Source organism: Sphingomonas leidyi (assembly GCF_011761945.1).
In the GTDB taxonomy this organism is placed as follows: Bacteria; Pseudomonadota; Alphaproteobacteria; order Sphingomonadales; family Sphingomonadaceae; genus Sphingomonas; species Sphingomonas leidyi.
The window spans coordinates 740,673-765,103 of record NZ_JAASQV010000002.1; the positions used below are offsets into that span (position 1 = coordinate 740,673).

Here is a 24,431-nt window from a genome sequence, read left to right on the forward strand (position 1 = left end):
CGTCTCCCTTATCGGAAAAGGCGCCTTTCATGCAGACCTCGGCCGCGCTCAATCGCATCCAGCCCTCCGCCACCCTCGCGATGACGAGCCGGGTGTTCGAGCTGAAGCGCCAGGGAATCGACGTGATCGGCCTGGGCGCCGGCGAGCCCGATTTCGACACGCCCGATTTCGTCAAGGAAGCGGCGATCGAGGCGATCCGCGCCGGCAAGACCAAATACACCAATGTCGACGGCACGCCGGAGCTGAAGCAGGCGATCATCGCCAAGTACGGCCGCGACAACGGCCTCGCCTATGCCGAGAACCAGATCAGCGTGAATTCGGGCGGCAAGCACACCTTGTTCAACGCCTTCTGCGCGACGATCGACCCGGGCGACGAAGTGGTGATCCCGGCGCCCTATTGGGTCAGCTATCCCGACGTGGTCGAGTTCGCCGGCGGCACGCCGGTGTTCATCGCGGCGGGCGCTTCCGAGGGCTACAAGATCAAGCCCGCGCAGCTCGAGGCCGCGATCACCGCGAAGACCAAGTGGGTGGTGCTGAACTCGCCGTCCAACCCGACCGGCGCCGCCTATAGCGCAGCCGAGCTCAAGGCGCTGGGCGAAGTGCTCGAGCGGCACCCGCACGTGCTGATCTATGCCGACGACATGTACGAGCACATCCTGTACGATGGCTTCGAATTCGCCACGATCGCCCAGGTCTGCCCCGCGCTCTACGAGCGCACGCTCACGGCCAACGGCGTGTCCAAGGCCTATGCGATGACCGGCTGGCGCATCGGCTATGCGGGTGGCCCGGCCTGGCTGATCAAGGCGATGGGCAAGCTCCAGTCGCAGTCGACTTCGAACCCGTCGAGCATCAGCCAGGCGGCCTCGGTCGCGGCGCTGAACGGCGACCAGAGCTTCCTCAAGGAGCGCGTCGCCGCCTTCCAGGGCCGCCGCGATCTCGTCGTGTCGATGCTCAACCAGATCAACGGCATGCACTGCCCGCGTCCGGAAGGCGCCTTCTACGTCTATCCCGAGTTCGGCCAGCTGATCGGCAAGACCACGCCCAAGGGCCAGGTGATCGCCACCGACGAGGAAATGGTCGGCTATCTGCTCGACGAGGCGCGGGTGGCCGCGGTGCATGGCGGCGCGTTCGGTTTCTCGCCGGCGCTGCGGATCAGCTATGCGACGTCGGAAGCCTTGCTCACCGAAGCGTGCGGCCGGATCCAGGAAGCCTGCGCGGCCTTGCGCTGAGAGCGAACAAGCCCGACATTGCGGCCATGCTCAAATGGTCGCTCTCCGTTGCCGCGCTTCTCGGAGCCGCGCTGTTCCTTGCGCCCGGCGCGCTTTCGGGCGCCGGGGTGGTCGAGCGCGCGGTGCCCGTTCCCGTCCCCGCGCTCGACGTGAAGCCGAGCAAGGGCGAGCAGGTCGCGGTGCTCGCCGGCGGGTGCTTCTGGGGGATGGAGGCCGTCTTCCAGTCGGTGAAGGGCGTGCATTCGGTGACCTCGGGCTATGCGGGCGGCACCGCCGGCACCGCCACCTATGCCCAGGTCTCGACCGAAAAGACCGGCCATGCCGAAGCGGTGCGGATCGCCTATGATCCGCGGAAGGTCAGCTACGGCACGCTGCTGCGCATCTATTTCTCGGTGGCGCACGATCCGACGCAGTTGAATCGCCAGGGCCCGGACCGCGGCCCCTCCTATCGCTCCGCGATCTTCCCGCAGGACGAGGAGCAGCGCCGGGTGGCGGCCGCCTATATCGAGCAGCTGACCCGGGCAAAGGCCTTTCCCCGTCCGATCGTGACCAGGCTGGAGACCGGCAGCTTCTATCCGGCCGAGGCCTATCACCAGGACTTCTTCTGGCGGAACCCCACCCATCCCTATATCGTGCGGTGGGACAAGCCCAAGGTCGCGGCGTTCCGCAACGCCTATCCGCTGCTGGTGAACTAGCAGCCGTCCCGCGCTCGCGTCAGATCAGCCCCAGCCCCGCCAGCTCGCCCATCAGCGCGGGCGGCAATTCGTCCAGCCCCGCCCCGGCTTCGCCCAGATCGGGGGGTGCGTCCTTCGCCTCGAGATAGCGCCAGCCCTGATGTGCGCGCTTGGGGCGCGCGGCGACCAGGATCAGGCGCGGCTCCATCAGGATCGCGGTGCGCCCGCCCTCGGCCTCGCCGAATCCGACGATCGGCGTGCGCCCGACCAGCTGGTGCTTGAGGATCCAGAAGAGCGACCCCTCCCCGCCGATCTCCTCGTGGCGCTTGGGGAGATAGCGGGTGGCAAGGCCCCAGGTACCGCCGCGCGCGGCGAGGCGCTGGGCGAGATAGTCTACGGAGTCGCAGCCAAAGGCGACCTTGGTCAGATGAAGTGGCACGCGATCAATCTGGTGCGCGCGGGCGCCGCAATCAACCGACCAGGCCGCTGGCGGTGGCGAGGCCGAGAAAGGCCAGGAAGCCCATCGAATCGGTCGTCATGGTCACGAAGATCGAGCTGGCGACGGCGGGGTCGGCCTTCAGCCGGTCGAGCGTGAGCGGCACGATCACGCCGGCCAGTCCCGCGATCACGATATTGGTGAGCATGGCGGCCGCGATCACGCCGCCCAGCGCGGCATGGTGGAAGAACAGCCCCACCGCGGTGCCGATCACGCAGGCGACGGTCAGGCCGTTGAGGACCGCGATCGAGATCTCGCGCCGGATCGCGCGCAACGTGTTGGACTGGGTGAGCTGGTTGGTGGCGAGCGCACGCACCGTCACCGCCATGGTCTGGGTGCCGGCATTGCCGCCCACGCCGGCGACGATCGGCATCAGCGCGGCCAGCGCGACCATCTTCTGGATCGTGCCTTCGAACAGGCTGATGATCGTCGCCGCCACCAGCGCGGTGAGCAGGTTGGTGAGCAGCCAGCGCACGCGGCCCTTGTAGCTGTCGACCACCGGCTCGTTGATGTCGCCTTCGCCGGCGCCCGACAGGCGGAGAATGTCCTCGCCCGCCTCTTCGGAGATGATGTGGACCACGTCGTCCACCGTGATCATGCCGACCAGGCGGCCGCTGGGATCGATCACCGCGGCCGAGATCAGCGCGTATTTCTGGAAGCGCAGCGCCACTTCCTCCTGGTCCATGTCGACCGGGATCAGCGTCTGCTCGCGTTTCATCACGTCGCCCATCGAGACGACGCGCGGCGTACGCAGCACCCAGGAAAGCTGGCAGGTGCCGACCGGCTTGTGCGCCGGATCGACCACGAAGATCTCCCAGAAATCGGTGGTGAGATCCTCGTTCTTGCGCAGATAGTCGAGCACGTCGCCGACGGTCCAATGCTCGGGCACCGCGATCAGCTCGCGCTGCATCAGGCGGCCGGCGGACTCCTCGGGATAGGAGAGCGCTTCCTCGATCGCGGCGCGGTCGTCCGGGTCGAGCGCGCGCAGCACCTCGCGCTGGTCCTCGACATCCATGTCCTCGATGATCGCGACGGCGTCGTCGGTATCGAGTTCGGCGGCGATGTCCGCCACCTGGGTGGCGGTGAGCGATTCGACCAGGGCCTCGCGCACCCAGTCGTTCATTTCGGCAAGCACGTCGCCGTCGATCAGGTCGGCGATCGCGGCGACGAGCGCCGCGCGTTCCTCGGTGGGCGCGAGCTCGACCAGGTCGGCGATGTCGGCGGGATGAAGCGGTTCGGCCAGCGTGTGCGCGCGGGCGGAATCGCCGGCATGGACGGCATCGAGCACCGCATGGACGAACTCGGGCCGCAGCCGGTCGTCCTCGTCGAGCTGGGGCTCGGGCGCGCTGCTATCCATTTGAAGTTCGGTCTCGCTCAAGGTTCGACCTCCCTTGTCGGCCCCCTTTCGCCGCTGCCATTGCCGGGCGCGATTTGCAAGTCGCCGGAAGCCCGCCTAGGCAGGGCGCAAATCGTTCTCAGGAGTCCATTCGTGTCCGAACCCACCAAGCTCGTCATGACCCTCGATACCGGCGACGTGCACATTCAGCTGCGCCCCGATCTCGCCCCCCAGCATGTCGAGCGCATCGCCACTCTCGCCGATGAGGGCTTCTATGACGGGGTGATCTTCCACCGCGTGATCGACGGTTTCATGGCCCAGGGCGGCGACCCCACCGGCACCGGCACGAGCGGCTCGAAGCTGCCCAACCTGCCAGCCGAGTTCAGCCGCGAGCCGCATGTCCGCGGCGTCTGCTCGATGGCGCGCACCATGGACCCGAACAGCGCCAACTCGCAGTTCTTCATCTGTCTCGACGATGCCACTTTCCTCGACGGCCAGTACACCGTCTGGGGCGTGGTGACCGAAGGCATGGAGCATGTCGACGCGCTTCCCAAGGGCGAGCCGCCGCGCAATCCGGGCAAGATCGTCAAGGCGCACACCGAGGCCTGATTTCCCTTCAGCCCCTCCTCTTTCGGGGAGGGGCCGAGCCTTGCCTATTCCACCCGGTCGGCGTGGAGCACTTCGATCAGCCAGTCATGGAACAGCTTCACCGGCCGCGTGGTCAACGCGCGCGGCCGGCAGACGAACCAGTAGCTGTAGTCGCTGTCCACGGTCAGGTCGAAGAGCTGGACGAGCCGGTCGTCGCGCGCCGCCTCGAAATGCGATTCGAGCATGAAGGCGACACCCAGCCCCTGCGCCGCCGCTTCGAGCATCAAGGTGCCCGAATCGAAATGGTCGATCGCCGCGGGTTCGATCTCCAGGTGCGACAGCCCTGCCGCGGCGCGCCAGGCGGTGAACGTGTCCGCCATGTCGCGGTGCACCAGGGCGGTCAGCTTCGAAAGCTGCTCGGGCCGGGTGATCGGATCGGGCCCTTCCACCAGCGCGCGCGCGCCGATCACATAGACGCGGTTCCGGTCGAGCCGCTTGGCGTAGAGCGTCGGATCGATGTCGCGCGCCACCACGATCGCGGCGTCGAGCCCGTCGCCGAGCCGCGCCACGGCGTGCGCGCCGGTATCGACGTCGAGATGCAGCTCGGGATGCTCGCGCTTCAGGTCGCCCATGTGCGGCATCAGCCGCTGCGTCGCGAAAAGCGGCAGGATGCCCAGGCGCAGGCGCAGCAGCTCGGTGCCGCTGGTCATCGTCTCCACCGCGTCGGCCATGGTGTCGAGCGCCGGCGCGATCATGCCGAGCAGCCGCTCGCCATCGTCGTTGAGGCGCAGCGCCTGGTGCCGGCGCTCGAACAGCGGCTTGCCGATGAAGCGCTCGAGCGCCTGGACGCGACGGCTCAGCGCGGGCGAGGAGAGCGCCAGTTCCTCCGCGGCGGCCTTGATCGAGCCGAGCCGCGCCACCTGCACGAAAGCCTCGATTGCCGTAAGCGGGGGTAGTCGTCGCATTTCGCTCTCATTTTGTTGCGCTGCGTCACGATCCTTGGCGTGTGATTCGCGTGCCGCCAATGACATCCGTCACTCGAACGCGACTATCGTTGTACACACGCGCGATTGCAAGCCGTGCACGCGTTAATGTTTCTTTTCGCACTTGCACAAAAACCGACCGCATTGCACAAAGCACGTGCCTTTCAGGCATCCTCTCCTAAAACTTTCCCGGCCGGTCCTCGTGATCGGCCTTTTTTTTGTGCAGTCGATCCCCCACGTTCCGCGTCTCACACGCCTGGGGAGAACGATAGGATGGCGGACGAAGAAGGGCAGCCCGCCAGGCTGCAGGTTGCCAATGCCCGGCCCGAGGACAGTGGCCGGGGCCTCGCGCATCTGCCGCGCGCCTTGATGGCGCGGCTCGGCCTTGCCGAAGGCGATGTGATCGAGATCGTCGGCAAGCGCGCCACTCCTGCGCTCGCCGTGCTGCCCTATGCCGAGGACGAGGGCCTCGAGATCCTGCGCATCGACGGGCTCCAGCGTGCCAATGCGGGCGCCAGCTCCGGCGATTTCGTCGAAGTGCGCAAGGCCGTGTCCAAGCCGGCGACGCGGGTGGTGTTCGCGCCCGCCCAGCAGAATCTGCGCCTCCAGGGCAGCGGCGAGGCGTTGAAGCGCGTCTTCTTCCAGCGCCCGCTGGCTCAGGGCGATGTCGTCGCCACCGCCGGCCAGCAGCGTGCCGACATCCCGCCCCAGGTCGCCCAGTTCCTCCGCGCACCGGCCTATGCGCTGCAGGAGATCCGGCTCACCGTCGTCGCCGCGAGCCCCAAGGGCATCGTCCATATCGACGAGAATACCGAGGTCGAGCTGCGCCCCGAATATGAGGAGGCCGCGGGCGATGGCCGGCGCGCCGACGTCACTTATGACGATATCGGCGGCATGGCCGGCACGATCGACCAGCTGCGCGAGATGGTCGAGCTGCCGCTGCGCTATCCCGAGCTGTTCCAGCGTCTGGGCGTCGATCCGCCCAAGGGCGTGCTGCTGCACGGCCCGCCCGGCACCGGCAAGACGCGCCTCGCCCGTGCCGTCGCGAACGAATCGGACGCGCAATTCTTCCTGATCAACGGCCCGGAGATCATGGGTTCGGCCTATGGCGAATCCGAGAGCCGGCTGCGTCAGGTCTTCGAGGACGCGGCCAAGGCGGCCCCGTCGATCGTCTTCATCGACGAGATCGATTCGATCGCCCCCAAGCGCGGCCAGGTATCGGGCGAGGCGGAGAAGCGCCTGGTCGCCCAGCTGCTCACGTTGATGGACGGGCTCGAATCGCGCGCCAACATCGTGGTCATCGCCGCGACCAACCGGCCCGACGCGATCGACGAAGCCCTGCGCAGGCCGGGCCGGTTCGACCGCGAGATCATCGTCGGCGTGCCCGACGAGCGCGGCCGCCGCGAAATCCTGGGCATCCACACGCGCGGCATGCCGCTCGGCGACAAGGTCGATCTCGGCGAGCTGGCGCGCACCACCTATGGTTTCGTCGGCGCCGACCTCTCCGCGCTCGCCCGCGAGGCGGCGATCGAGGCGGTGCGCCGGATCATGCCCAAGCTCAACCTGGCGGAAGGCACGATTCCGCACGAGGTGCTCGATACGCTGTCGGTCACGCGCGAGGATTTCCTCGAGGCGCTGAAGCGCGTCCAGCCCTCGGCGATGCGCGAAGTGATGGTCGAGGCGCCGCGCGTCCGCTGGGAGGATGTCGGCGGGCTCGACGATGCGCAGATGCGGCTGAGGGAAGGCGTGGAGCTGCCGCTCAAGGATCCCGACGCCTTCCGCCGCCTCGGCATCCGCCCGGCCAAGGGTTTCCTGCTCTATGGCCCGCCCGGCACCGGCAAGACCTTGCTCGCCAAGGCGGTGGCACGCGAGGCGGAGGCGAATTTCATCGCCACCAAGTCGAGCGACCTGCTGTCGAAATGGTATGGCGAGAGCGAGCAGCAGATCGCCCGGCTGTTCGCCCGCGCGCGCCAGGTCGCGCCTTGCGTGGTCTTCATCGATGAGCTTGATTCGCTGGTTCCCGCGCGCGGCGGCGGCCTGGGCGAACCCCAGGCGACCGAGCGCGTGGTCAACACGATCCTCTCCGAGATGGACGGACTCGAGGAGCTGCAATCGGTGGTGGTGATCGGTGCGACCAACCGGCCGAACCTGATCGACCCGGCGCTGCTCCGCCCGGGGCGGTTCGACGAGCTGGTCTATGTCGGCGTGCCCGATGCTGCCGGGCGCGAGCGGATCCTGGAGATCCAGACGGAGAAGATGCCGCTCGCCGCGGATGTCGACCTGCGATCGATCGCGGGGCAGACCGAGCGCTATACCGGCGCCGATCTGGAGGACGTGGTTCGCCGGGCCGGCCTGATCGCGCTCCGCCAGTCGCTCGACACGCGCGAAGTGACGATGGCGCATTTCGACGAGGCGCTCGCCGATTCGCGCGCCACGGTCACGCCTGAGATGGAGGAGGAGTATCAGGCGATGTCGGGCCGGCTGAAGCAGCAGGCCTCGGCGATCCAGCCGATCGGCTTCATTGCCCCCGGCATGCTGCGCGGGCACGGGCCGAAGGGCGCGGATTGACCTCCTGCTCCCCTCCCTTCCAGGGAGGGGAGCAGGGTCATGCCGCTCGTCGCGTCGCCACCCAGGCATAGACCAGCAGGCATGCCAGCCATCCCGCCGCGGTCAGATAGGGCAGCGGCCGCCACAGTTCGTACAGGCCCACGCCGATCGACGGCCCGAGCACGAATGCCGCGCCGTTCACGGAGGTCACCTTGCCCGCCACCGATCCCTGCGATTCCGGGCCCACGCCCAGCGAGGCGCCGGCAGTGAAGCCTGGCCGGGCAAAGCCCATGCCGAGCGCGATCAGCGCATAGCCCAGCGCGATGCCGTACAGCGTCGTCGCCGTGCCCGTCGCGACGCAGCCAAGCGCTCCCAGCGTCGCCCCCGTCAGCACCAGCGCGCGCGGGCGCAGGTCGAGCATCGGGATCAGCCCCCATTGCGCGAGCAGCGACGCGCCCGCGCCCAGCATCAGCACCAGCCCGGTCGGCTGCAGCGCCTCGGTCGGGGGCAGATGCATCCGGTCGATGATCAGGAAGCCGATCGCCTGGCCGGTCATCGCCTGGGCATGGCCGATGATCAGCCCCGCGACGATCCAGGGCCGGATGCGCGGATCGAAATAGCGGATGTTCTCGCTGGTCTCGGCGGCGGTGGCGGCGGTCACCGTGGCGCCGGTCCCCTGCCCGCCGATCGAGGGATAGGAAGTGGCGGCGCCATGGGCGTCGCCCTCGTCCTTGGGCAGCCCGCGCGCAGCGGCGATCCAGATCACCACGCCTACCGCGCTGGCGGCGAAGGCCGGCCCGGCGAGCCCGATCATCGGCCCCTCCGGCCAGAGCCGCCCCATCACCAGATAGGGGGCGATCGCCGGGCCCAGGATCGTGCCCAGTCCGAATGCCGAGGCGAGCAGGGTGAGCGCGCCGGTCCGCTCCTCGCGGCTGGTGCGGCCGGCGACGATCGCCTGCACCGCCGGCGGCGCCGCCGATCCGAAGGCGCCGTAGATCACCCGCCCCGCGACAAAGGCGATGAAGGTGGCCACCGGGCCGAGCAGGCCGTTGATCCCCATGGCCAGGCACAGCCCGCACAGGCCCAGCGACACGGTGAAGCCGCCCACGCCCACCAATACCATCGCGCGCCGGCCATGCCGGTCGGACCGGTTGGCCCAGATGGGCGCGGCGACCACCCAGAGCAGCGCGGAGACCGAGAAGACGGCGGCGACGGCGCTGTCCGGCGCATGCAGCGAGCGGCCGAGCGCAGGCAGCACCGATTGCAGCGCGGTATTGCCGGCCGCTATCGCCAGCATCACGGTGAAGAGCAGCGCGAAGGTCCGGTCGAAGCGCCGGAACTTCATTTCCGCTCCCAGCTGTAGCTCCGCCCGATCGTGGCGACGTGGAGCATGTACCAGCCATACCAGCGTCCGCGCCCCGCCTCGCGCGTCTCGGCATGTTCGGGATGCTTGCGCCATGCGATCGCGCTGGCCTCGTCGGCCCAATAGCTGATGGTGATTGCCTGGCCGTCCGCGTCGCCGACATGGTCGACGCCGCGATAGCCGGGCTGCTCGGCGGCGAGCGCGTCCATCGCCGCGGCGGCTATCGCATAGCCCTCGGCGTCTTCCCCCGTGCGCGCGGAGATGAACAGGACGGCGGTCTGCCCGGTGCGATCCTCTGCCATGGGCGATGGGATTAGGCCCGTTGTTTCGCTTCGTCACCCCATCACATCGCCACCTCCGCTTTCGCGGGGAGGGCGGTTGGGGCATGGGGCAGGGCGATGATCACCGATTGGCATTTCTACGCGCTTGCCGTGCCGGCGGTGATCCTGCTCGGCCTGAGCAAGGGCGGGTTCGCCGGCATGGGCGCGTTGTCGCTGCCGCTCCTCGCCTTCGCAGTCGACCCGGTGCGCGCCGCCGCGATCACCCTGCCGATCCTGATCGCGCAGGACGTGGTGGGCGTCTGGGCGTTTCGCCGCACGGTCGACTGGCGGCTGCTCGGCTGGATGCTGCCCGGCTCGATGCTCGGCATCGCGCTCGGCTATGGATTCGCGGCGAGCGTCTCCTCGGCTGCGGTGATGGGGATGGTCGGGGCGATCTCGATCCTGTTCGGCGCCTATCGGCTCTGGGCCGCCAGCCATGCCGCGCCGCGCGACCCCGCGCGCTGGCCCGACTGGATCGGATCGCTGTTCGGCATCGCCTCGGGCTTCACCAGCCAGATCGCCCATGCCGGCCAGCCGCCCTTCCAGCTCTGGGTGCTGCCTCGCAACCTGCCGCGCGACCTGCTGGTCGGCACCACCGCGCTCTTCTTCGCCGCGACCAACTGGATCAAGGTGCCGGCCTATTGGGCGCTAGGCCAGTTCACGCCAGCCAACGTCATGACGTCGGCCGCGTTGCTGCCACTCGCATTGGTTTCCACCGTCGCCGGCGTCCGGCTGGTGCGCAGGGTCGATGCGGCGCGCTTCTACACCGCGATCCATGTGCTGATGATCCTGGTCGGCATCGCCCTTGTCGCCGAGGCGGCATTCTAGGCTTTCGCCGAGGCGGCATTCTAGGCTTTCGCCGAGGCGGCACTTTGGGCCTTCAAAGCGGGATTTCGGGTGTTCCGGTCGGTCGCGATGACCGGCGCCGCGCTCCGTGCCGGGGCCGGGATCAGTCGAACAGGCTGGAGACCGAACTCTCGTCGGCGATGCGCTTGATCGCCTCGGCGAGCAAAGGCGCGATCGTCAGGTGACGGATCTTGCTGCTTTCGGCGATCACGGCGTGGTTGCCGATCGAATCGGTGATCACCAGCTCGGCCAGCGCCGATCCGTCGACGCGGGCCACGGCACCGCCCGAGAGCACGCCGTGCGTGCAATAGGCGACCACGTCCTCGGCGCCCGAGGCCTTGAGCGCGGCGGCGGCGTTGCACAGCGTACCCGCCGAATCGACGATGTCGTCGATCAGGATGCAGAAGCGCCCCTCGACATTGCCGATGATGTTCATCACTTCGGATTCGCCCGGGCGCTCGCGGCGCTTGTCGACGATGGCGAGCGGGGCGTTGTCGAGCCGCTTGGCCAGCGCGCGGGCGCGGACCACGCCGCCCACGTCGGGCGAGACGACCATCCACTGCCTGCCCGGGAAGCGGCTGTGGATGTCCGCGCTCATCACCGGGGCGGCGAAGAGATTGTCGGTCGGAATGTCGAAGAAGCCCTGGATCTGCCCGGCGTGCAAGTCGACCGAGAGCACGCGGTCGGCGCCTGCGGTGGTGACGAGGTTGGCGACCAGCTTGGCCGAGATCGGCGTGCGCGGGCCGGGCTTCCGGTCCTGGCGGGCATAGCCGAAATAGGGGAGCACCGCGGTGATGCGCCGGGCCGATGCGCGCTTCAGCGCATCGATCATGATCAGCATTTCCATCAGGTTGTCGTTCGCCGGGAACGAGGTGGACTGCATCACGAACACGTCCTCGCCGCGGACATTCTCGAGAATCTCGACGAAGATCTCCTCGTCGGCGAAGCGGCGGACGTTCGCCTGGGTCAGCGGGATCTCGAGATACTCGGCGATCGCCTTGGCGAGCGGCAGGTTCGAATTGCCGGCCATCAATTTCATGTGCGCCACTCCCCAGGCTTGCTACGCTGGAGGCGCATTAGAGGCCAAAGGGCGGGGTTGAAAAGAGCAGATGGCAATTGCGCATGCAGAACCCGCGACGACTGTGGCTTATGTGCTCGACGCCGATGCCCAGATAGCGGCGGCGCGCGCCAATCTCCGGCGCTATCTCCGCTCGCGCCGCGCGTGGATCCGGATGGGGATCGGCCTGCTCCTCATGCTCGCCATCGGCGCGGTGCTCGGCGTGGCGCTCGGCGACGATCCGCTGTGGTGGATGCTGGTCTTCGCGGCCGAGATGATCGTGCTGTTCCTGTTGATCTACGGGCTCCTCTACCTGTTGCTGCCGCGCCGGATCCGGCGGCTGGTGTCCCAGAGCGCAATCTGGCAGCGCCCGGTCGAGGCCACCTGGTCCGCCGCTGGCATGTCGGCCCGTTCGGCGCATGGCGAAACCGAGCTCGCCTGGGGCGACTATCATGGCTGGCACGCCGCGCGTTCGGGCTTCCTCTTCTATTTCAACGACCAGCAATATCAGGTGGTCCCGGCCTCCGCCCTGGCTGCGGGGCAGGCGGAGGCGCTGCGCGCGATCCTGGAAGCATCGGGCCTGCGCCGGCTCTGAGCCGGTTTGCGCGCGCCGCGCCTGCCCGGTAGAGCGCCGCAATGACCGTCATCACTCGTTTCGCGCCGAGCCCCACGGGCACGCTCCATGTCGGCAATATCCGAACCGCGCTGCACAACTGGATGTTCGCGCGAGGCCAGGACGGTCGCTTCCTGCTGCGCGTCGACGACACCGATGGCGAGCGCTCGGAGGAGCGCTTCGTCGAGGCGATCCGCGCCGATCTCGCCTGGCTGGGGCTGGTGCCGGACGGGGAAGAGCGCCAGTCCGCCCGCTTCGACCGCTACGAGGCGCGCTTCGCGGAACTGAAGGCCGCCGGGCGGGTCTATCCGGCATATGAGTCCGCGCAGGAGCTCGATCTCAAGCGCAAGGTGCTGCTCGGCCGCGGCCTGCCTCCGGTCTATGACCGGGCCGCGCTGGCGCTGGCCGATGCCGACAAGGCGAAATTCGAAGCGGAGGGCATCCGCCCGCACTGGCGCTTCAGGCTCGATCATGACGCCATGATCGAATGGGACGACCTGGTCCGCGGGCCCCAGCGCTTCGATCCGAAGACGATGAGCGACCCGGTGGTCCGTCGCGCCGACGGCTCCTGGCTCTATCTCCTCCCCTCGGTGATCGACGATGTCGACATGGCCGTCTCGCATGTCGTGCGCGGCGAGGACCATGTCTCGAATACGGCGACTCAGCTCCAGATGTTCGCGGCGCTCGGTGCCGCCGCGCCGCGGTTCGCGCACGAGGCGCTGCTCACCGGTGCCGAAGGCAAGCTCTCCAAGCGCCTGGGCTCGCTCGGCATTGCCCATTTCCGCGAACTGGGCATCGAACCCCAGGCGCTGATCGCGCTGCTCGCGCGGCTCGGCACCAGCGACCCCGTCGAGCCGCTCGTCGACGTTGCGCCCCTGGTCGCCAGCTTCGACTTCGCGCGCTTCGGCCGCGCGCCCGCGCGCTTCGACGAGGAGGAACTGGCCCAGCTCAATGCCCGCATCGTCCACCAGCTCGGCTTCGACGCGGTGCGGGACCGGCTGCCGGCGGGGATGGGCCCAGCCGGCTGGGAAGCGATCCGCCCCAATCTGTCGACCGTCGCCGAGGCGGCGGACTGGTGGCAGGTGGTCGAGGGTCCGGTCGCCGCGACGATCCCCGAGGAGGACCGCGCCTTCCTAGCCCTGGCCGCCGGCATCGCCGAGGGCATCGACTGGTCCGATCCCTGGCCCGAACTCACCGGCGCGCTCAAGGCGGCGACCGGGCGCAAGGGCCGCGCCCTGTTCCTCCCCCTGCGACTCGCCCTTACCGGCCGCGAGCACGGGCCGGACATGGCCGCCCTGCTCCCGCTGATCGGCAAGGAAAATGCCCTGGCGCGCCTGGGGAGCGCATGATCGACAAAGCATTTGCGTCGGGTATGTAATGATGTATCATCGCCTTTGCCGGTCTGGACCGGCGTTGGAGATGGAGTGCAACGCCATGTATGCCGAACATCGCTACCAGCCCCAGCAATCGCGCGCCGTCAGCATCGGGGCGTCGCTGCTCATCAGTGGGGCGATCATCACCGGGATGATCTACTCGGCGCCGAACATCATCAAACACATCGCGCCGACGTTCGAGGCGACGCAGATTCCGCTCGATCCGGTGCCGCCGCCGGACATCAAGCCGATCGAGAAACCCAAGGTTGCGGCGAAGACGCCGACCCAGCCCCCGATCACCGCCCCCGATCCGGTCCTGAAGACCGACAGCAACGTCACGCTGAAGACCACGCCGGACATCCCGCCGGTGCAGCCGGACATCGCCAAGCCGGTCGAAGCCGGCCGGCCGGTCACGGTCGATCCGCCCAAGCCGGCGCCGGCCCTGGTCGGGGCGAGGCGCGACCCGCGCTATGCCGATGCCTTCCAGCCCAACTACCCCGCCTCGGAACTGCGCGCCCAGCGCGACGGGCGCGTCTCGGTGCGGGTGCTGGTGGGCCCCGATGGCCGGGTGAAGGCAGTCGAGCAGGTCAGCGCCACCAGCGCCGCGTTCTTCGAGGCGACGAAACAGCAGGCGCTGTCCAAATGGCGGTTCAAGCCGGCGACTCGCGGCGGCGTGGCCGAGGAGAGCTGGATGACGCTCAGCGTCACCTTCCAGATCAAGGACCAGTAACGGAACGTCCTTGATGGAGCGCGGGGGCTGGCTCTCGGGCCTCCGCGCTCCTATCTTCGGCGGCGAGATGAGTTACCTTCAGAGATTCAACCCCCTGCGCGCATTCGGCGATCTGCGGCGCTGGCTTGCCACCCGCAAGCCCTATGAGCTGTGGTTCATGATGCTGGCCATGGTGGTCACGCTCGTGATCCTGTGGATGTTCGTGAAGGATTCGAACGTCGCCACCCCCTATAAGCGCGACATCATCTATGTGCAGCAATGGCGGCTCGACCGCAGCGACGCGGACATCAAGGCGCAACAGGCCAAGGACCTGCCCGAGGAGCTGAAGCGCAAGGCGGCGATCGAGGCGGCGCAGAAGAAGCGCCAGGCCGAATTCAAGAAATATGACGATTGGCTGACCAGCCACGGCTTCTGAGCGATGCGCGCCGGATGGGCGCCGCGCTTGCGCTGGCCGAGCGCGGGCGGGGGCGAACCGCGCCCAATCCCAATGTCGGCTGCGTGATCGAGCGGGACGGAATCGTGGTCGGCCGCGGCTGGACCCAGCCGGGCGGCCGCCCCCATGCCGAGGCGATGGCGCTGGCCCAGGCAGGGGAGAAGTCGCGCGGCGCGACTTGCTACGTCACGCTCGAGCCCTGCGCGCACGAATCGCCGCGCGGCCCGGCCTGTTCGAGCCTGCTCGTGGCGGCCGGCGTCGCCCGGGTGGTGATCGCGCTCGGCGATCCCGATCCGCGCACCAATGGGGCGGGAGCCGCCCGCCTGCGCGCCGCCGGGATCGACGTGGTGGAGGGCGTCCGCGCCGCCGAGGCGCGCCGTTCCATGGCCGGCTTCCTGACGCGGCTGGAAAAGGGGCGTCCGTTCGTCACGCTCAAGCTGGCGACTTCGCTCGATGGCCGCATCGCGCTTCCCTCGGGCGAGAGCCGCTGGATCACGGGCGCGCAGGCCCGCGCCCATACCCATCTGGAGCGTGCCCGGCACCAGGCGATCCTGGTCGGCCGGCGGACCATGGAAGTCGACCGCCCCCGGCTCGACGTGCGCCTGCTGGGACTCGAGGATCGCTCGCCGCGCCGGCTCGTGCTGTCCTCGACCGGCGATGTCGAGCGGCCCGAGGACATTGCCGGCCTCGAGGGCATCGACCTTCTCTTCGTCGAGGGCGGCGCCGAGACGGGCTCGGCCTTTCTCCGCGCCGACCTGGTCGACAGGCTGCTGCTCTATCGCGCGCCGATCCTGATCGGGGAGGGCAGGGCGGCGCTCGGCGATATCGGGCTCGCCCGGCTGGACGATGCCCATGGCCGCTGGCGGCTGGTCGACGGCCGCATGCTTGGCAGTGACAGGCTGGAGGTCTACGAGCGCGCATAATGTTTACTGGAATCGTCACCGATATCGGCACGGTCGAGGCAGCCGACAGGCAGGGCGACCTGCATGTCCGCGTCTCCACCGCCTATGAAACCGCGGGCATCGACCTCGGCGCCTCGATCTCCTGCTCGGGCGTGTGCCTGACGGTGGTCGACAAGGGCGTGGATGCGGGAGGCGACGGCTGGGTCGCGTTCGACGTCTCGGGCGAGACGATCAGCCGCACCGCGCCGGGCATGTGGGCCTCGGGCCGCAAGCTCAACCTCGAGCGGGCGTTGCGCCTGGGCGACGAGCTGGGCGGGCATATCGTCACCGGCCATGTCGACGGGATCGGCACGGTGAAGGCGATCGAGGAGATCGGCGGCTCGCACCATGTCGTCATCCTCGCCGGCCCCGAGCTGGCGCCCTATATCGCGCCCAAGGGCTCGATCACCGTCGACGGCGTCTCGCTTACGGTCAATGCGCTGCGCGATACGGCCGAAGGCGTGGAATTCGACCTCAACATCATTCCCCATACCGCCGCAGTCACTACATTCGGCGCACTCGAAGCAGGGCAGGCCGTCAATCTCGAGATCGACGTGCTCGCCCGTTATCTGCAGCGCATGGAGGCGCTCCGTGGCAAAGCCTGAACGAGCCAACGAACTTGGGCGCCTGAAGCACGCCTTCCTCTCCTCGCCCGAGGAACTGATCGACGAGGCCCGCAACGGCCGGATGGTGATCCTGGTCGACGACGAGGACCGCGAGAACGAAGGCGATCTCGTCATCCCCGCCCAGATGGCGACGCCCGACGCAGTCAACTTCATGGCGCGCTTCGGACGCGGACTGATCTGCCTCGCGCTCACCGCCGAGCGCGGCCGCCAGCTCCAGCTCGAGCCGATGGCGCGCGTGAACGGCACGCCGCTCGGCACGGCGTTCACGGTCTCGATCGAAGCGAAGGAAGGCATTTCGACGGGCATCTCGGCCGCCGATCGCGCGCGCACCGTCGCGGTGGCGATCGATGCGGCCAACGGGCCGGATGCGATCACCTCGCCCGGCCATGTCTTCCCGCTGATCGCCCGCGACGGCGGCGTCCTCGTCCGCACCGGCCATACCGAGGCGGCGGTCGATCTCGCGCGGCTCGCCGGGCTCAACCCGTCGGGCGTGATCTGCGAGATCATGAAGGACGACGGCACCATGGCTCGTCTCGACGATCTCATCGCCTTCGCTCAGTTCCACAACCTCAAGCTCGGCACGATCCGCGACCTGATCGCCTATCGCCGCCGCCACGACCATCTTGTCGAGAAGCGTGCCGAGACCCGCTTCGAGAGCGAATGGGGCGGCGAATGGACCGCGATGACCTTCTGGAACAAGGCGACGGAGAGCGAGCAGGTCGCGCTGGTCAAGGGCAGGATCGATCCGGCCAGGCCCACGCTCGTCCGCATGCATGCGCTTTCGCCCTTCTCCGACATCTTCGGCGAGGGTGGCGCGCGCGGCGGGCTGCTGCGCCGTTCGATGGAGATCATCGCCCAGGAAGGCGCGGGCGTCGTGGTCGTGATCAACAAGCCGCGTCCGGACCAGTTCAGCGTCGCGCTCCAGGCCCGCGAAGGCAAGCTCGAGGCCAAGGACATGGACGAGCTGCGCGACTATGGCGTCGGCGCGACGATTCTCACCGAACTCGGCGTCCAGGACATGGTCCTGCTCACCAACACCCATCACACGCTGGTCGGGCTCGACGGTTACGGCCTGTCGATCGTCGGCGAGCATCCCATCGATACCGGAGAATGACTTGGCACGTGTCCTGATCGTCGAAGCGCGCTTCTACGCGCATCTGAATGACTTGCTGCTCGAGGGCGCGCGCGCCGCGATCGAAGCGGCCGGGCATCAGCACGAGACCATTACGGTACCGGGCGCGCTGGAGATTCCAGGTGCGGTGGCGATGGCCGCCGAGACCGGGCGCTACGATGCGTTCGTCGGGCTCGGCGTGGTGATCCGCGGCGAGACCTATCATTTCGAGATCGTCTCGAACGAAAGCGCACGGGGCCTGATGGCGCTGGCGATGGACGGGATCCCGATCGGCAACGGTATCCTTACGGTCGAGAACGAGGCCCAGGCGCTCACCCGCGCCAGGCCGGACGAGAAGGACAAGGGCGGGGAAGCCGCCAAGGCCGCGCTGGCGATGCTCGCGCTCAAGAGCCGGTTGGGCTGACAGCCATGGACATGCCCCCCTCCCGCTACCGCGTAGTGGAGCAGGGGCGCCGGCTGGTCGTGATCGATACGCTGGCGGGGGAACCGGTCCGCCCGGTCCCCAGCGCTCCGGAAATGCCGGGCGAACGGCGGCGGCGCATGGAAGCGCCGCGCCCGCGGGACCGGGCCGCGCCGCCGCTCCGGAGGCCCGAGCCGGGCGGCCGCCATGCGGGCGGAGAGGCGCTCGGCTTCACCACCGCGCGCTGGTTCGACGATAAAGGCCCGCGCACGATCCGCATCGGCCCGGAGGGTCAGGGCCAGATCGCGGTCGTCGCGGCGATCCTGCTCGTGGTAGCGATCTTCTGCATCGCGATCATCGGCTGGCCGGCCCTGTTCGTGCTGGGCTTTCTCGCGCTCAACCCCAAGACGCGTGGCGGCCTCCGCGCCGCCGCCACCGGCTGGCTCAGCGCGCTCGACAGGGGCGGTGGTTAGACCGCTGCCGGATAGTCGGTATAGCCCTCGGCTCCGCCGATATAGAACAGGTCCTCGCGCTGCGGATTGAGTGGCAGGCCCTCGCGCAGCCGCCGCGGCAGGTCCGGATTGGCGAGGAAGGTGCGGCCAAAGGCGATCGCATCGGCCTCGCCCGCGTCGAGCACGGCCTGGGCGTCGTCGAAATGATAGTCGGCATTGAGCGCCAGCGGGCCCTTGAACACCTTGCGCATCACCGGATGCACCGGCGGATGGTCGGGCAGCCCGCGCGTGCCGCCCGGGCGCGGCTCGCGCATCTCGAGAAAGGCGATGCCGATCTCGTCGAGCGCCGCCGCCGCCGCTTCGAACAGCGCATGCGGGCTGCTGTCGTTGACGCCCTGCACCTCGCCGTTGGGGGAAAGCCGCACGGCCGTGCGGTCGCCGCCGATCGTGTCGACCACCCGCTGCGTCACTTCGCGCAACAGCCGCACCCGGTTGGGGATCGCGCCGCCATAGCCGTCGTCGCGGAAATTGGCATTGTCGCGCAGGAACTGGTCGATCAGATAGCCGTTCGCGGCATGGATCTGCACCCCGTCGAAGCCGGCGCGGATCGCATTGCGGGCGGCATTGGCATAATCGTCGAGTATGCCGGGGATCTCGTCGGTGCGTAGCGGCCGCGCTTCGCCGTAAGGGCGCCTGATCTCGCCGCTATCCTCCGCCGGATAGGTGCGGACGGTGCCCGGCGCAGTGGTGGCGGAGGCCGAGACGGGCCGGGCGCCGTCCAGGAAGTCGGAATGGACCAGCCGGCCCATGTGCCAGAGCTGCGCGACGATGCGCCCGCCGGCCTGGTGCACCACTTCCACCACCGGCTTCCAGGCGTCGGTCTGCGCGTCATTCCACAGGCCGGGGGCATAGGCCCAGCCCAGGCCCTGCCGGCTGATGCCGGTCGCCTCGGAGAGGATCAGCCCGGCGCTCGCCCGCTGCGCATAATATTCGGCCATGATCGGCGTCGGCACATGCGCGCGCGTTGCGCGGCCGCGCGTCAACGGCGCCATCAGCATGCGGTTCGGCGCATGGATCGCGCCCAGCTGGATCGGATCGAACAGGCTCGGCATCGAGGCGGTTTCCCTAACGACTGTGACGGCGGCCAAATAGGTGGCTAAGGGGGCACATGCATCGGCCCGGATCCCCAAGAAAAGCTACCGCATCGCAAACCGCCTCTGCGTTGCCGATCGCGGCATTGCTTGCCGGCAACGTCGCGCTCGCCTTCGGGCCGTGGTTCGTGCGGCTGGCCGATGTCGGGCCGGTGGCGGCGGGTTTCTGGCGCATCGCGCTGGCGGCGCCGATCCTGGTCGCACTCTCCCTTGCCGGCCAGAAACGCCCCTTCGCCCCCGCGCGCGGGCTGTGGCTGCCGATCGCCCTTGGCGGGATCGCCTTCGCGGCGGACCTGGCGAGCTGGCATGTCGGCATCCTGCAGACCACGCTCGCCAATGCGACGCTGTTCGGCAATTCGGCGACGCTGATGTACCCGATCTACGGCTTCGTCGTCGCGCGCATGTGGCCGACGCGGACCCAGGGGATCGCGCTGGCGCTTGCCGCGGCCGGGGCGGGGCTGCTGCTCGGCCGCTCCTATCAGCTCTCGCCCGATCATCTGGTCGGCGACCTGCTCTGCCTGCTCGCGGGCACGCTCTACACCGTCTATTTCGTGCTGATGGGCAAGGCGCGCGAAGCGATGGCGCCGCTTCCGGCGCTCGCGCTGTCCACGCTGGCCAGCCTGCTGCCTCTCCTGCTCGCCGCGCTGCTGTTCGGCGAGAAATTCTGGCCGGAGCATTGGGGCGTGCTGATCGGCCTCGCGCTGGCGAGCCAGGTCGTGGGGCAGGGGCTGATGATCTACGCGATCGGCCTTCTCCCGCCCCTCGTCGTCGGCATCGCCCTGCTCACCCAGCCGATCGTCGCGGGGGCGGTGGGCTGGATCGTCTATGGCGAGCGGCTCGGCCTCGCCGATTTCATCGGCGCGGTGCTGGTCGCGATCGCATTGGTGCTGGTGCGCGGCGGCGGCACGCGGGTTGCGCCGGAAGCTGAGGGGACTAAACCGGCATGATGGACCTGAAGGACGCGACTCTCGACGAACTTCGCGCCGCGCTTGCGCCGGAAGTGGCGGCCAATGCGGCGTTCGACGGCTGGAACAACCGCGCGCTCGACGCCGCGGCGGACGGCCTGGGCATCGACCGCGACGTCGCCCGGCTCGCCTTCACCGACGGGCCGGTGGCGATGATCGACGCCTGGTTCGCCGCGATCGACGCCGCGATGCTCGCCCGCTTCACGCCGGAGCAGCTTGGCGGCATGAAGATTCGCGCCCGTATCACCGCGCTGGTCGAGGCCCGGCTCGATCTCGCCGCCCCGCACCGCGAGGCGCTGCGCCGCGCGCTCGCCATCCTCGCCATGCCGCAAAACGCGGCGCGCGGGGCCCGGCTCGGCTGGCGCGCCGCCGACGCGATGTGGCGGGCGGCCGGCGACACCGCGACCGACTACAACCATTATTCCAAGCGCATGACGCTCGGCGCCGTCTATGCCGCGACGATCGCGGTGTTCCTCGACGACGAGAGCGAAGGCCATGCCGATACGCGTGCCTTCCTGGCGCGCCGGATCGAGAACATCATGCAGTTCGAGCGTGCCAAGGCGAAGTGGCTGACGCCGCCCGAGCATCGCTTCAGCCTTTCCCGCTTCATCGGCCGGTTGCGCTACCCGGCAGCTTGATTCAAGGGCCGGCGCCTCGCTTCGGCCAGGCCCGTCCCCGGGGGGATGGCCGGGTGCGGGGACGGGGCAGGACATATCCTACTGGCGTACCCTCGTCGCAATTGATAATGACTCGCAGCATGAATGCCCCCGCTGCGATTCCCGTGCCCGTACCGCTTGCCAGCCTGCCCCGCCACAAGCCCGCGGCCGTCGCCACGATCGACTGGAGCAAGCTGAGCGAGCCCGAAGGCCGGCGCCTGCGCGAGCTGGGGCTGGACGAGGGCGTCGAGGTGGAGCTGCTCCACAAGTCGGGCCTGCTCGGCGGCGGGCCGATCGCTTGCCGGATCGGCCGGATGATCGTCGCGCTGCGCCGCCACGTCGCTTCGGCGATCCACGTCAGTCCCGGCGCATGAACGCCGCGCCGCTGGTTGCGCTGGTCGGCAATCCCAATGCCGGCAAGAGCGCCCTGTTCAACGCGCTGACCGGCGCGCGGCAGAAGGTGGGCAATTATCCGGGCGTCACCGTGGAGCGCCACGCCGGCCGCCTGTCGCTGCCCGATGGCCGCCCGGTCGAGCTGCTCGACCTGCCCGGCACCTATAGCCTCGATCCCTCCTCCCCCGACGAGGCGGTGACGCGCGACGTGCTGTTCGGCAAGCAGCAGGGCGAGAAGCTGCCCGATGCGATCATCGTGGTGGTCGATGCCACCAATCTCGACAATCACCTGCGCTTCACGCTCCAGCTGGCTGCCCTGGGCCTGCCCATGGTGGTCGCGCTCAACATGGTCGACATGGCCGAGCGCGATGGCCTGATCCTCGACGCTGCGGCGCTGGAGCGCGAACTCGGCGTGCCGGTGGTCGCCACCGTCGCGGTGCGCAAGCGCGGGATCGACACGCTCAAGGAGCGGCTGGGCGAAGCGGTCAGGGGCAATCACAAGCTGCGCGAGGGCGCGGGCGTCCAGCACGACATCGTCGTCCTCCAGCGCCGCGCCCGCCAGATCGCCGCCGCGGTCACCGTCTCGGAGACGGCCGCGCGCCGCTGGACCCACCGGATCGACGCCGTCGTGCTCCATCCCGTCGCCGGGCCGATCATCCTGCTCGCGCTGATGTTCGTCATGTTCCAGTCGGTCTTCGCCTGGGCCGAGGCGCCGATGGGCTGGATCGAAGCGGGCATGGCCTGGCTCGAGGGCGCCGTCGCCGGCGCGCTGCCCGACGGGTTTCTCCGCGACTTCCTCGTCCAGGGCCTGATCGCCGGCGTCGGCGCCGTCGTCGTCTTCCTGCCGCAGATCCTGATCCTCTTCGCCTTCATCCTGGTGCTCGAGGCGACCGGCTACATGGTCCGTGCCGCGATGCTGATGGACCGGGTGATGGCCGGTGTCGGCCTGTCCGGCCGCGCCTTCATTCCCCTGCTCTCCAGCTTCGCCTGTGCGGTGCCCGGCATCATGGCGACGCGCACGATCGCGGACGAGAAGGACCGGCTCACCACCATCCTGATCGCGCCGCTGATGACCTGTTCGGCGCGCCTGCCGGTCTATGCGATCATCATCGGCGCGCTGATTCCCGATCGCGCGGTGCTGCCTGGCATCGGGCTGCAGGGGCTGGTGTTGTTCGGGCTCTACATCCTTGGCATCGCCGGCGCCTTCTGCGCGGCGCTGCTGCTCCGCCGCACGGTGACAAAGGGTGCGACTTCGGGCTTCATGATGGAGATGCCCAAATACCAGCTGCCGCGCCTGCGCGACATCGTGCTCGGCCTGTGGCAGCGCGCCGAGATCTTCCTGAAGCGGGCGGGCACCACCATTGCCGCCACCGTCGCCATCCTGTGGCTGCTCGCCACCTTCCCCCAGGCGCCGGCGGGCATGAAGCAGAGCGAATATTCGATCGCCGGGCGCATCGCGAGCGGGATCGAGGTGGTGGTGAAGCCGATCGGGTTCAATCACGACATCGCGCTGGCGCTGCTTCCGGCGATGGCCGCGCGCGAGGCGGCGGTGGCGGCGATCGGCACCGTCTATGCGGTCGACAATCCCGAGGATGCCAAGGGCGAGGCGACGATCACCGAGAATCTGCGCAAGCGCTGGAGCCTGCCGACCGCGCTCGCCTTCCTGATGTGGTTCGTCTTCGCGCCCCAGTGCATTTCGACGATCGCGGTGACGCGGCGCGAGACCAATGGCTGGAAATGGCCGATGTTCATGATCGGCTATCTCTTCACGCTCGCCTATGCGGCGGCGGGGCTCACCTATTGGAGCGCGGTGGCGCTGGGGCTCTAGATTCGTCCTGCGTTCCTTCCGTCATCCCCGCGCGGGCGGGGTGACGAGGGTGGGGCGCTCAATCGCGCCTGGCATCGTCCAGCGTCTTCGCGATGCGCGCCTTTTCGGCGGCCTCGGCCTGCTTCTCGGCCCTGGTGCGGCCGAAGCGCGCGCGATTTTCCTGTGCACGGATCGGCTTCTCGGCCCTTGCCCTGGCCTTGCGCGCCTTGTTGAAGTTGATGATCTCGGCCATATCCTCACCAAAGCATCTACAGATTTCGAAGCGGAGTTTCCATGGCGGGCAGCGTCAACAAAGTGATCCTGGTGGGCAATCTCGGGCGCGATCCCGAGAGCCGCAGCTTCCAGAATGGCGGCAAGGTGGTCGAGCTGCGCATCGCCACCTCGGAAAGCTGGAAGGACCGCAACTCGGGCGAGCGCAAGGAAAAGACCGAGTGGCACACGGTCAAGGTCTTCAACGAGGGCCTGGCGAACGTCGCCGAGCGCTACCTGCGCAAGGGCAGCAAGGTCTATATCGAAGGTGCGCTGACCACGCGCAAATGGCAGGATCAGAACGGCCAGGACCGCTATTCGACCGAGATCGTGCTCCAGGGCTTCAACTCGGTGCTCACCATGCTCGACGGCGCGCCCGGCGGTGGCGGTGGTGCTGGCGGCGGCTTCGGCGGCGGCCGCGCATCTGGCGGTGACGATTGGAACTCGGGCGGCGGCGACGAGTTTGCCGGTCAGTCGTCCAGCCGGGGCGGCGGCAATTTCAACAGCGGCGGCCAGCGTTCGGGCGGCGGCGGTGGCGGCGGCAGCTTCGGCGGCGGCTTCCCGGACGATCTGGACGACGACGTTCCGTTCTGACCTTCGGAAAGGATTACCATGCGCGGCGCGGTGACTGGATTGGCCTTGCTGGCGGCGGCCTGTGGCGGCCCCAAGACGACCAGCGATCCCGCCGCGCAGAATGTGATCGAGGCGACCTCGAAGGGCGTGCCCGCCAAGGTCGCCGCCGGCACCTGCAACGACAAGCCCGATTTCGTGCCGGTCTACAAGGAAGCCAAGATCATCAGCTGCACCAGCGGCGATGTCGCGGTGACGGGGAAGCGCAGCGGCACGGTGATCTACACCGATTTCGCCACGCCCGCGGCGATCCTCGCCTGGTCGAAGCAGCAGGCCATCGCCTCGGGCCTGTCGCTTGGTATCGAGGACGGCAAGTCGTTCAGCGCGACGGAGGGCGACCGGCGCACGCTGCGGGTGATGGCCGAATCGGGCACGGCGACCACCAACGTCACCGTCAACTGGGGCGTGAAGCGCTAGCGC

28 protein-coding genes are annotated in these 24,431 nt (G+C 68.7%); 20 read left to right on the top strand and 8 right to left on the bottom strand.

Going from position 1 to position 24,431, the window contains the following annotated elements; translation table 11 throughout:
- Window positions 1-29 precede the first annotated feature (29 nt).
- A complete protein-coding gene (locus tag FHR20_RS13360; protein ID WP_167300090.1) occupies window positions 30-1,229 on the top strand; it encodes a pyridoxal phosphate-dependent aminotransferase in 1,200 nt (399 codons plus the stop codon).
- A 26-nt stretch (window positions 1,230-1,255) separates the two neighbouring features.
- Window positions 1,256-1,924 carry a peptide-methionine (S)-S-oxide reductase MsrA gene (gene msrA, locus FHR20_RS13365; protein WP_167300091.1) on the top strand — a complete coding sequence of 223 codons (669 nt, stop codon included), beginning with the start codon at window positions 1,256-1,258 and terminating at the stop codon, window positions 1,922-1,924.
- A 19-nt stretch (window positions 1,925-1,943) separates the two neighbouring features.
- On the opposite strand, the gene FHR20_RS13370 is transcribed toward msrA, so the two are convergent.
- Both FHR20_RS13370 and mgtE read right to left on the bottom strand, forming a co-directional pair.
- Window positions 1,944-2,342 carry a DUF1489 family protein gene (locus FHR20_RS13370; protein ID WP_167300092.1) on the bottom strand — a complete coding sequence of 133 codons (399 nt, stop codon included), beginning with the start codon at window positions 2,340-2,342 and terminating at the stop codon, window positions 1,944-1,946.
- A gap of 31 nt (window positions 2,343-2,373) precedes the next feature.
- Window positions 2,374-3,777: a magnesium transporter gene (gene mgtE, locus FHR20_RS13375; RefSeq protein ID WP_167300093.1), complete on the bottom strand. Its 1,404-nt coding sequence runs from the start codon at window positions 3,775-3,777 to the stop codon at window positions 2,374-2,376.
- Window positions 3,778-3,912: 135 nt separating this feature from the next.
- Between mgtE and FHR20_RS13380 the strand changes: the two genes are divergently transcribed.
- Window positions 3,913-4,344, top strand: a complete 432-nt coding sequence (locus FHR20_RS13380) for a peptidylprolyl isomerase (RefSeq protein ID WP_208413657.1) — start codon at window positions 3,913-3,915, stop codon at window positions 4,342-4,344.
- Between the two features lie 44 nt (window positions 4,345-4,388).
- Here the strand turns inward: FHR20_RS13380 and FHR20_RS13385 are convergent, their stop codons facing one another.
- Window positions 4,389-5,288 (bottom strand): LysR substrate-binding domain-containing protein, encoded by a 900-nt coding sequence (locus tag FHR20_RS13385; protein ID WP_086127741.1) that lies wholly within the window; start codon window positions 5,286-5,288, stop codon window positions 4,389-4,391.
- Between the two features lie 291 nt (window positions 5,289-5,579).
- On the opposite strand from FHR20_RS13385, the gene FHR20_RS13390 reads away from it, so the two are divergent.
- Window positions 5,580-7,874: a CDC48 family AAA ATPase gene (locus FHR20_RS13390; protein ID WP_167300095.1), complete on the top strand. Its 2,295-nt coding sequence runs from the start codon at window positions 5,580-5,582 to the stop codon at window positions 7,872-7,874.
- Between the two features lie 37 nt (window positions 7,875-7,911).
- On the opposite strand, the gene FHR20_RS13395 is transcribed toward FHR20_RS13390, so the two are convergent.
- A complete protein-coding gene (locus FHR20_RS13395) occupies window positions 7,912-9,198 on the bottom strand; it encodes an MFS transporter (RefSeq protein WP_167300096.1) in 1,287 nt (428 codons plus the stop codon).
- Complete coding sequence (locus tag FHR20_RS13400; protein ID WP_086127737.1) at window positions 9,195-9,518, bottom strand: antibiotic biosynthesis monooxygenase family protein; 324 nt, start codon at window positions 9,516-9,518, stop codon at window positions 9,195-9,197. Before FHR20_RS13400 ends, FHR20_RS13395 begins: the two co-directional genes overlap by 4 nt.
- 96 nt (window positions 9,519-9,614) lie before the next feature.
- On the opposite strand from FHR20_RS13400, the gene FHR20_RS13405 reads away from it, so the two are divergent.
- Entirely contained in the window at window positions 9,615-10,364 is a 750-nt protein-coding gene (locus FHR20_RS13405) for a sulfite exporter TauE/SafE family protein (protein ID WP_167300097.1), read from the top strand.
- A gap of 121 nt (window positions 10,365-10,485) precedes the next feature.
- On the opposite strand, the gene FHR20_RS13410 is transcribed toward FHR20_RS13405, so the two are convergent.
- Complete coding sequence (locus FHR20_RS13410; protein WP_167300098.1) at window positions 10,486-11,421, bottom strand: ribose-phosphate pyrophosphokinase; 936 nt, start codon at window positions 11,419-11,421, stop codon at window positions 10,486-10,488.
- Between the two features lie 70 nt (window positions 11,422-11,491).
- Here FHR20_RS13410 and FHR20_RS13415 point away from each other — a divergent pair, with 70 nt between their 5' ends.
- The 9 genes from FHR20_RS13415 (at window position 11,492) to FHR20_RS13455 (ending at window position 18,160) form a co-directional block, all read left to right on the top strand.
- Window positions 11,492-12,034, top strand: a complete 543-nt coding sequence (locus tag FHR20_RS13415; protein ID WP_167300099.1) for a YcxB family protein — start codon at window positions 11,492-11,494, stop codon at window positions 12,032-12,034.
- 41 nt (window positions 12,035-12,075) lie between these two features.
- A complete protein-coding gene (locus tag FHR20_RS13420; protein WP_167300100.1) occupies window positions 12,076-13,401 on the top strand; it encodes a glutamate--tRNA ligase in 1,326 nt (441 codons plus the stop codon).
- 85 nt (window positions 13,402-13,486) lie between these two features.
- Window positions 13,487-14,155, top strand: a complete 669-nt coding sequence (locus tag FHR20_RS13425; protein ID WP_167300101.1) for a TonB family protein — start codon at window positions 13,487-13,489, stop codon at window positions 14,153-14,155.
- Between the two features lie 67 nt (window positions 14,156-14,222).
- A complete protein-coding gene (locus FHR20_RS13430; RefSeq protein WP_086128408.1) occupies window positions 14,223-14,570 on the top strand; it encodes a hypothetical protein in 348 nt (115 codons plus the stop codon).
- A 14-nt stretch (window positions 14,571-14,584) separates the two neighbouring features.
- Complete coding sequence (ribD, locus tag FHR20_RS13435) at window positions 14,585-15,511, top strand: bifunctional diaminohydroxyphosphoribosylaminopyrimidine deaminase/5-amino-6-(5-phosphoribosylamino)uracil reductase RibD (protein ID WP_167300522.1); 927 nt, start codon at window positions 14,585-14,587, stop codon at window positions 15,509-15,511.
- Complete coding sequence (locus FHR20_RS13440; protein WP_167300102.1) at window positions 15,511-16,134, top strand: riboflavin synthase; 624 nt, start codon at window positions 15,511-15,513, stop codon at window positions 16,132-16,134. The genes ribD and FHR20_RS13440 overlap by 1 nt, the downstream gene beginning before the upstream one ends.
- Window positions 16,121-17,269, top strand: a complete 1,149-nt coding sequence (gene ribB / locus FHR20_RS13445; protein ID WP_286712322.1) for a 3,4-dihydroxy-2-butanone-4-phosphate synthase — start codon at window positions 16,121-16,123, stop codon at window positions 17,267-17,269. The genes FHR20_RS13440 and ribB overlap by 14 nt, the downstream gene beginning before the upstream one ends.
- Window position 17,270: 1 nt before the next feature.
- Entirely contained in the window at window positions 17,271-17,690 is a 420-nt protein-coding gene (gene ribH, locus FHR20_RS13450; RefSeq protein WP_167300103.1) for a 6,7-dimethyl-8-ribityllumazine synthase, read from the top strand.
- A 5-nt stretch (window positions 17,691-17,695) separates the two neighbouring features.
- On the top strand, window positions 17,696-18,160 hold the full coding sequence (locus FHR20_RS13455; protein ID WP_167300104.1) for a hypothetical protein: 465 nt from the start codon (window positions 17,696-17,698) through the stop codon (window positions 18,158-18,160).
- Here FHR20_RS13455 and FHR20_RS13460 read toward each other — a convergent pair.
- Window positions 18,157-19,251 (bottom strand): alkene reductase, encoded by a 1,095-nt coding sequence (locus tag FHR20_RS13460; RefSeq protein WP_167300105.1) that lies wholly within the window; start codon window positions 19,249-19,251, stop codon window positions 18,157-18,159. The two genes, FHR20_RS13455 and FHR20_RS13460, sit on opposite strands and share 4 nt — an antisense overlap.
- Before the next feature lie 56 nt (window positions 19,252-19,307).
- Here FHR20_RS13460 and FHR20_RS13465 point away from each other — a divergent pair, with 56 nt between their 5' ends.
- The 4 genes from FHR20_RS13465 to feoB all read left to right on the top strand — a co-directional run bounded on the left by FHR20_RS13465 (window position 19,308) and on the right by feoB (window position 23,132).
- Window positions 19,308-20,237 (top strand): DMT family transporter, encoded by a 930-nt coding sequence (locus FHR20_RS13465; RefSeq protein ID WP_167300106.1) that lies wholly within the window; start codon window positions 19,308-19,310, stop codon window positions 20,235-20,237.
- On the top strand, window positions 20,237-20,893 hold the full coding sequence (locus tag FHR20_RS13470; RefSeq protein ID WP_167300525.1) for a COQ9 family protein: 657 nt from the start codon (window positions 20,237-20,239) through the stop codon (window positions 20,891-20,893). The genes FHR20_RS13465 and FHR20_RS13470 overlap by 1 nt, the downstream gene beginning before the upstream one ends.
- 119 nt (window positions 20,894-21,012) lie before the next feature.
- Window positions 21,013-21,285 (top strand): FeoA family protein, encoded by a 273-nt coding sequence (locus FHR20_RS13475; RefSeq protein WP_086127725.1) that lies wholly within the window; start codon window positions 21,013-21,015, stop codon window positions 21,283-21,285.
- Window positions 21,282-23,132, top strand: a complete 1,851-nt coding sequence (gene feoB / locus FHR20_RS13480; protein WP_167300107.1) for a ferrous iron transporter B — start codon at window positions 21,282-21,284, stop codon at window positions 23,130-23,132. Before FHR20_RS13475 ends, feoB begins: the two co-directional genes overlap by 4 nt.
- A 58-nt stretch (window positions 23,133-23,190) precedes the next feature.
- Here feoB and FHR20_RS13485 read toward each other — a convergent pair whose 3' ends face one another.
- Window positions 23,191-23,364 carry a DUF4169 family protein gene (locus tag FHR20_RS13485; protein WP_167300108.1) on the bottom strand — a complete coding sequence of 58 codons (174 nt, stop codon included), beginning with the start codon at window positions 23,362-23,364 and terminating at the stop codon, window positions 23,191-23,193.
- 41 nt (window positions 23,365-23,405) lie between these two features.
- Here FHR20_RS13485 and ssb point away from each other — a divergent pair, with 41 nt between their 5' ends.
- Both ssb and FHR20_RS13495 read left to right on the top strand, forming a co-directional pair.
- Window positions 23,406-23,975: a single-stranded DNA-binding protein gene (gene ssb, locus FHR20_RS13490; protein ID WP_167300109.1), complete on the top strand. Its 570-nt coding sequence runs from the start codon at window positions 23,406-23,408 to the stop codon at window positions 23,973-23,975.
- A gap of 30 nt (window positions 23,976-24,005) precedes the next feature.
- Window positions 24,006-24,428 (top strand): hypothetical protein, encoded by a 423-nt coding sequence (locus tag FHR20_RS13495; RefSeq protein WP_167300110.1) that lies wholly within the window; start codon window positions 24,006-24,008, stop codon window positions 24,426-24,428.
- Window positions 24,429-24,431: the final 3 nt, after the last annotated feature.

Bases quoted from the DNA above. Each gene is read 5' to 3' on its own strand.
- FHR20_RS13380 (WP_208413657.1), top strand. From the start codon at position 3,913: ATGACCCTCGATACCGGCGACGTGCACATTCAGCTGCGCCCCGATCTC.
- FHR20_RS13360 (WP_167300090.1), top strand. From the start codon at position 30: ATGCAGACCTCGGCCGCGCTCAATCGCATCCAGCCCTCCGCCACCCTC.
- FHR20_RS13425 (WP_167300101.1), top strand. From the start codon at position 13,487: ATGTATGCCGAACATCGCTACCAGCCCCAGCAATCGCGCGCCGTCAGC.
- feoB (WP_167300107.1), top strand. From the start codon at position 21,282: ATGAACGCCGCGCCGCTGGTTGCGCTGGTCGGCAATCCCAATGCCGGC.
- FHR20_RS13390 (WP_167300095.1), top strand. From the start codon at position 5,580: ATGGCGGACGAAGAAGGGCAGCCCGCCAGGCTGCAGGTTGCCAATGCC.
- FHR20_RS13470 (WP_167300525.1), top strand. From the start codon at position 20,237: ATGGACCTGAAGGACGCGACTCTCGACGAACTTCGCGCCGCGCTTGCG.
- FHR20_RS13385 (WP_086127741.1), bottom strand. From the start codon at position 5,288: ATGCGACGACTACCCCCGCTTACGGCAATCGAGGCTTTCGTGCAGGTG.
- msrA (WP_167300091.1), top strand. From the start codon at position 1,256: ATGCTCAAATGGTCGCTCTCCGTTGCCGCGCTTCTCGGAGCCGCGCTG.
- ssb (WP_167300109.1), top strand. From the start codon at position 23,406: ATGGCGGGCAGCGTCAACAAAGTGATCCTGGTGGGCAATCTCGGGCGC.
- ribD (WP_167300522.1), top strand. From the start codon at position 14,585: ATGGGCGCCGCGCTTGCGCTGGCCGAGCGCGGGCGGGGGCGAACCGCG.
- FHR20_RS13485 (WP_167300108.1), bottom strand. From the start codon at position 23,364: ATGGCCGAGATCATCAACTTCAACAAGGCGCGCAAGGCCAGGGCAAGG.
- FHR20_RS13455 (WP_167300104.1), top strand. From the start codon at position 17,696: ATGGACATGCCCCCCTCCCGCTACCGCGTAGTGGAGCAGGGGCGCCGG.
- FHR20_RS13475 (WP_086127725.1), top strand. From the start codon at position 21,013: ATGAATGCCCCCGCTGCGATTCCCGTGCCCGTACCGCTTGCCAGCCTG.
- FHR20_RS13410 (WP_167300098.1), bottom strand. From the start codon at position 11,421: ATGAAATTGATGGCCGGCAATTCGAACCTGCCGCTCGCCAAGGCGATC.
- FHR20_RS13465 (WP_167300106.1), top strand. From the start codon at position 19,308: ATGCATCGGCCCGGATCCCCAAGAAAAGCTACCGCATCGCAAACCGCC.
- FHR20_RS13415 (WP_167300099.1), top strand. From the start codon at position 11,492: ATGGCAATTGCGCATGCAGAACCCGCGACGACTGTGGCTTATGTGCTC.
- FHR20_RS13395 (WP_167300096.1), bottom strand. From the start codon at position 9,198: ATGAAGTTCCGGCGCTTCGACCGGACCTTCGCGCTGCTCTTCACCGTG.
- FHR20_RS13405 (WP_167300097.1), top strand. From the start codon at position 9,615: ATGATCACCGATTGGCATTTCTACGCGCTTGCCGTGCCGGCGGTGATC.
- FHR20_RS13430 (WP_086128408.1), top strand. From the start codon at position 14,223: ATGAGTTACCTTCAGAGATTCAACCCCCTGCGCGCATTCGGCGATCTG.
- FHR20_RS13420 (WP_167300100.1), top strand. From the start codon at position 12,076: ATGACCGTCATCACTCGTTTCGCGCCGAGCCCCACGGGCACGCTCCAT.
- FHR20_RS13460 (WP_167300105.1), bottom strand. From the start codon at position 19,251: ATGCCGAGCCTGTTCGATCCGATCCAGCTGGGCGCGATCCATGCGCCG.
- FHR20_RS13400 (WP_086127737.1), bottom strand. From the start codon at position 9,518: ATGGCAGAGGATCGCACCGGGCAGACCGCCGTCCTGTTCATCTCCGCG.
- FHR20_RS13440 (WP_167300102.1), top strand. From the start codon at position 15,511: ATGTTTACTGGAATCGTCACCGATATCGGCACGGTCGAGGCAGCCGAC.